Raw genomic sequence first — 4,414 nt, forward strand, 5'->3', positions numbered from 1 at the left:
ACCGGTTCCGGCCAGGTCTCGGTTTGAATGCGTGCTTCGTCGCGCTGGCCTTTGCGCATGTCCAACGGCGGCTCGCGAAATTCCATGCCGAGCTTGTCCGGCGCTTCATCGACCGCCCAGCCCGGGCCTGGCGTCGCGATTTCAAGCAGCATGCCGTCGGGATCACGAAAATAAATCGATTCAAAATAATTACGAGGAAACGGGCCGGTCACGCGGATGCCGAGATCACTGAGTCGCCGCTTCCATTGCAACAAGCCGGTGCGATCATTCACGCTCAACGCAAAGTGATGCGTGCCGCCGATACCGGCCGCGCCCTTGGGAGCAAACGGCCATTCGAAAAACGTAATCGCCGTGCCCGGCTTTCCGGTTTCATCACCGAAGTACAAATGATAACTGCCGGGATCGTCGAAATTCACCGTGCGCTTCACAAAACGCTGGCCCAGGACTTTCGTGTAAAAATCCACCGTGCGTTGCGCGTCGGAACAGACGAGGGTGATGTGATGCAGGCCGAGGATGCTCATGTGAAAGGCTCCTAAAAAGAGGGGCAAAGCCGGGCTTGGAGGCAAGGGTATTATTTGTCATCCAAAATTATTTGCCTCCAAGTCCGGCTTTATTTATTTGTTTGCTTGCGGCCGGCTCATCTCAAACACCCGGCCAATCGTCGCGTATTCTGCGCCGCCCAGGCGCGTGATCGGCTGCAGTAACGCAGCATCGATCAAACCGTCGGACCGCAGCAAATCCGCGCGCAGATGATAGCGCACAATTCTGCCCAGAATCAGCGTTGAGGTTGTGCCCTCCACCGGAACGATTTGCGCGATTTTCGCCTCCATGGCAACCCGCGCGACAGCCACCCGCGGCGGTTTTACTTCCAGCGAGGGAATCGTTTCCAGGCCGGCCATTTCGAACTCGTTGACGCCGTATTCCCACTCGCCCGAGGTTAGATTCATCGCTTCGGCCAGGGTTTCATCGACGATATGAATCACAAACTCGCCGGTTTCTTGCACGTTGCGCAGCGTGTCTTTGGGCTTGCCTTTGCGCGCGCCAACGGCAATCATCACTGTCGGGGGATTGGCGGATACGGCGGTAAAAAACGAAAACGGCGCGAGATTGAGCGAACCATCGGCACCCATCGACGAAACCCAGGCGATCGGCCGCGGGGCAATGATGCTCAACAGCAAGCGCGAGGCTTCACGCGGCGGTAAATCGCCCGGCGTCATTGAAATGCTTTTTTGATCCATTAAAAAATCTCTCATGATCGCTTGTTCACTTTGAGAAACTTTGTTGCGGCAGGCTTTCGTTGTTGAATTCCGTTGCCAGCGGATTGCCGTTCGGTGAAAAACTGTACCGGAGAATGAACGGCAGCGACCGCTCCGGAAAACCGAGCGCCTGCGTGATGCCCTTGTCAATCATGAATTGCAGATCGCGTATCTCGACGACATTGCGGCCCTCGCGTTCTTCCATATGAATCCAGGGATAACGCGCGAATTGCAAGTACCAGCGGCTCTCAAGCGTTTGCCGGGCGCGCCGGGAAAATTTGTCTTCAGCGTTTTCATACACCATCACAGACAATTCGTCCGTTTGCAGATTCGAAAAGTAAGCTTGCGCCACGCCGTTAGGCGTTCGCGCAATGCCCATCCAGCGAAAAATGTTGAACGGCTGCGGCAGCGCAGAAATGTTAGTTGCAGAAATGCCATTCTGTTGCAATGCTGTTGCCATGCGCTGTTTGGCAAGATTGTGATTGACCATCTCCGCGCCGAGATAAAACGCAACGAGCGCAACACAGCCGAGAATCAGCTTCCTGCGCGGCTTTGTCCAAAATTTGGCAAGCAACAGCGACAACACCAGAATGCCGGTGAAGAACGGATCGATGATGAACATCCAATCCAAGGCATGCCGCGCTGGTGAGAACGGCGAGAAAATCTGGGTGCCGTAGGCGGTGATCACATCAAAAAAGATATGCACCAACGTTCCGAGCAACGCCAGCAGCCATGCGGTTTTGAAGGGTTTGAGCTTCTTCCAAAAATAAAACAACGAAGCCGGCAGCAGCGCAAACACCGGCGCAAATAAAATCGAATGCGTGAGGCCGCGATGATGTTGCATCGCGAAAATCGGATCGCTGAACATACCGAGCACAACGTCAAGGTCTGGCAGATTCGCGGAAACGACCAACAACCAAAACGCCGAGCGCCGGTCCCGAGGATCTTCGACATGGCTTGGCCGCGTGACTTCAAGCACTTTCGCGACCAGAGCCCCGGTGAGGCTATGAGTCAGATTGTCCATCTGTATTCATGCACAAATCATGATCGAAAACTTTCGAGCCGCGCGATATACCACTGCGGAAAACCAAATGCTTTGGCGGGCTTGATGATGCGATCGAGATAATCATCGGCAGCCGGCCGGGCTTGCATCTCCGGGCAAATGTAACACAGCGCCGGCAGCCATTTGCCGTCCAGGGTTTCGATCAAAACGGCTTCGGGAAGATATACCTCGCCCAAAACGCCCTGCGCATGCGCATATAAACGCTGCAATTCCTCATGCGTCGCCGCCGCGATGATGCCAAAAACACAATGCTGGTCCGAGCGAATCAAATTCGCGCGCGGCTGAATGCGAATATCGAAGCCGTACAACTTGGCAACCTCCCAGCGTTCCGGCATAAGATCGACTTCCTTGAGTACGTCGAAGTTCATGTAAGAACCGTAGAAGAATGTCCAGATTTCGCGATCGATCATATCAGTCACCAACCTTTTCTATTCCGTCGAAACGATCTTCAATCCCACAATGCCTGCGACAATCAATCCCAGGCAAAGCAGGCGCAGTGTCTCACGCGATTCATGGAACAAAAACATGCCCAAAATCGCCGTGCCGGCAGCGCCAATGCCGGTCCACACCGCGTAGCCAGTGCCCACGGGAATGGTTTTCAGCGCTTGCGCCAACAGGAAAAAACTCGCGATCATTGCAAAAACCGTGAGCACGCTCGGCCAGAGCTTGGTGAAGCCGGCGGTGTATTTCAATCCGATCGCCCAACCCACTTCAAACAGACCGGCGATGAAGAGATAAATCCAGGCCACGCTTTTCTCCTTCAGCTTACACGCAATGGAACGCCGGCCACGATTTCACATTGAACTTGGGCCAAACCGCGTGTAAAAAATCCATTATTGCGGTTTTTAATTGGATGAACAGGTTTGTAGCCCCCGCCCCTCGTGGGCGGCTGTCGAAGCCACTAAATTCGCGGTTGCAACAGTGCCCCACGAGGGGGCAAGTCGCGGTTGCAACAGTGCCCCACGAGGGGGCAAGACTACGGCTCCTGCACACGCATTTGAAAAACGCTATAACGTTTTTATCACCTCACGCGGAGTTTGCGCAGAGCTTCTCTATGATGGGAAAATTCCAATGTGAACGTTACGGATTTTCCTTCTCCAATTTCAATTTATCTTGCCAACGCCTGCCGGCGCTTTCTGAAACGTCGCGGGAGAATTGGGCGAGTGCAGCAGCGGAGCTGAACATCATGCTCTGCCCCTGCACCAGCGTTTGCTTGTGGACGGTGCTATTCGCTTGTTCGCCATAATCCACTGCTGCCAGTTTCTGTTGAAACGGTGTAAAGCGCGATTTCTGTTTTTTAATTTCCTCCGGCCACCATTTTTGCAGCGCGGTCAAATACTCGTTATCAACGGCGAGATGTTTTTCCACGGTGCTGATTCTGAGCGCGTGCGCGGCTTTCGGTTCCGGGATCATGCCGACGCCGGGGCCTCCGGCCACTTGTGGAATCTTCGCGTGCTCGGCTCTTGCCCAGGCGTCAATCTCCTCGTGCTTGCGCTGGCGCTCGGCATCCATTTGCGTTTTTTTCTTGGCAACGTCATCGGGATTGGTGTATTCGCTGTTGACTGCAACGCTAACCTCGCCGAATGCCGCCAACGCTTCCTGAACTTCTTCCGATTCCGGCTGCACGTTTTGCATGCCCAGCGCCATTTGGCTCATTTGCATGGCGAATTGGATTTTTTCCTCCGGACTCATGGCTTCAATCTTCTTTTGCATTTCCTGCGGGTCGATTTGCTTGATGGCATCGACGCCCGGTTGCGCCAGCGCAGCATTGGTTTTGGTGATTTGCTGTTCGAGCGCCGCGAGGGCGTCCGCGGTGGCCTGGTAGAACTTTTTCGCCTCGCAACGTTCGAAACCGTTTTCAACTACACACACCAGGCGGCTATGCGCCGCTTGGGCATCCGCCGGCGGCGCGGGGATTTTATCATACACTTCGAGAATGTTTACTTTGACCATTTCCTGGCTGAAGGCCAGCACCGGAAACAACAGACACAAAAGGTGGGCAATGAGGGATTTCATATGAGCCTTTCCTGAAAGAATGAAGCTTGAAAACCGAGCATTAGCTTGACCACTCCGTGTTCAAAAATTTTGCCGCGAG

At 54.2% G+C, this 4,414-nt stretch carries 6 protein-coding genes; all 6 read right to left on the reverse strand.

Annotation, left to right across the window (positions count from 1 at the left end; genetic code table 11):
* On the reverse strand, positions 1 to 521 hold a 521-nt coding region (locus tag FBQ85_28445; GenBank protein ID MDL1879063.1), incomplete at its 3' end, for a glyoxalase.
* Positions 522 to 614: 93 nt separating this feature from the next.
* A complete protein-coding gene (locus tag FBQ85_28450) occupies positions 615 to 1,217 on the reverse strand; it encodes a flavin reductase family protein (protein MDL1879064.1) in 603 nt (200 codons plus the stop codon).
* Positions 1,218 to 1,263: 46 nt separating this feature from the next.
* A complete protein-coding gene (locus FBQ85_28455) occupies positions 1,264 to 2,280 on the reverse strand; it encodes a metal-dependent hydrolase (GenBank protein ID MDL1879065.1) in 1,017 nt (338 codons plus the stop codon).
* Between the two features lie 17 nt (positions 2,281 to 2,297).
* On the reverse strand, positions 2,298 to 2,729 hold the full coding sequence (locus FBQ85_28460; protein ID MDL1879066.1) for a gamma-glutamylcyclotransferase: 432 nt from the start codon (positions 2,727 to 2,729) through the stop codon (positions 2,298 to 2,300).
* Between the two features lie 18 nt (positions 2,730 to 2,747).
* Positions 2,748 to 3,068, reverse strand: coding sequence for a quaternary ammonium compound efflux SMR transporter SugE (sugE, locus tag FBQ85_28465; protein MDL1879067.1), 321 nt, complete (start codon positions 3,066 to 3,068; stop codon positions 2,748 to 2,750).
* Between the two features lie 331 nt (positions 3,069 to 3,399).
* The gene (locus FBQ85_28470) at positions 3,400 to 4,335 is read right to left on the reverse strand and encodes a DUF4175 domain-containing protein (protein ID MDL1879068.1); all 936 of its coding nucleotides are present in this window, start codon (positions 4,333 to 4,335) and stop codon (positions 3,400 to 3,402) included.
* Between the last annotated feature and the right edge of the window lie 79 nt (positions 4,336 to 4,414).

This window comes from Cytophagia bacterium CHB2 (genome assembly GCA_030263535.1).
Taxonomy (GTDB): Bacteria; Zhuqueibacterota; Zhuqueibacteria; order Zhuqueibacterales; family Zhuqueibacteraceae; genus Coneutiohabitans.

Excerpts from the sequence above, each read along its gene's own strand:
- FBQ85_28455 (MDL1879065.1), bottom strand. The coding sequence starts at position 2,280 with ATGGACAATCTGACTCATAGCCTCACCGGGGCTCTGGTCGCGAAAGTG.
- FBQ85_28470 (MDL1879068.1), bottom strand. The coding sequence starts at position 4,335 with ATGAAATCCCTCATTGCCCACCTTTTGTGTCTGTTGTTTCCGGTGCTG.
- FBQ85_28460 (MDL1879066.1), bottom strand. The coding sequence starts at position 2,729 with ATGATCGATCGCGAAATCTGGACATTCTTCTACGGTTCTTACATGAAC.
- FBQ85_28450 (MDL1879064.1), bottom strand. The coding sequence starts at position 1,217 with ATGACGCCGGGCGATTTACCGCCGCGTGAAGCCTCGCGCTTGCTGTTG.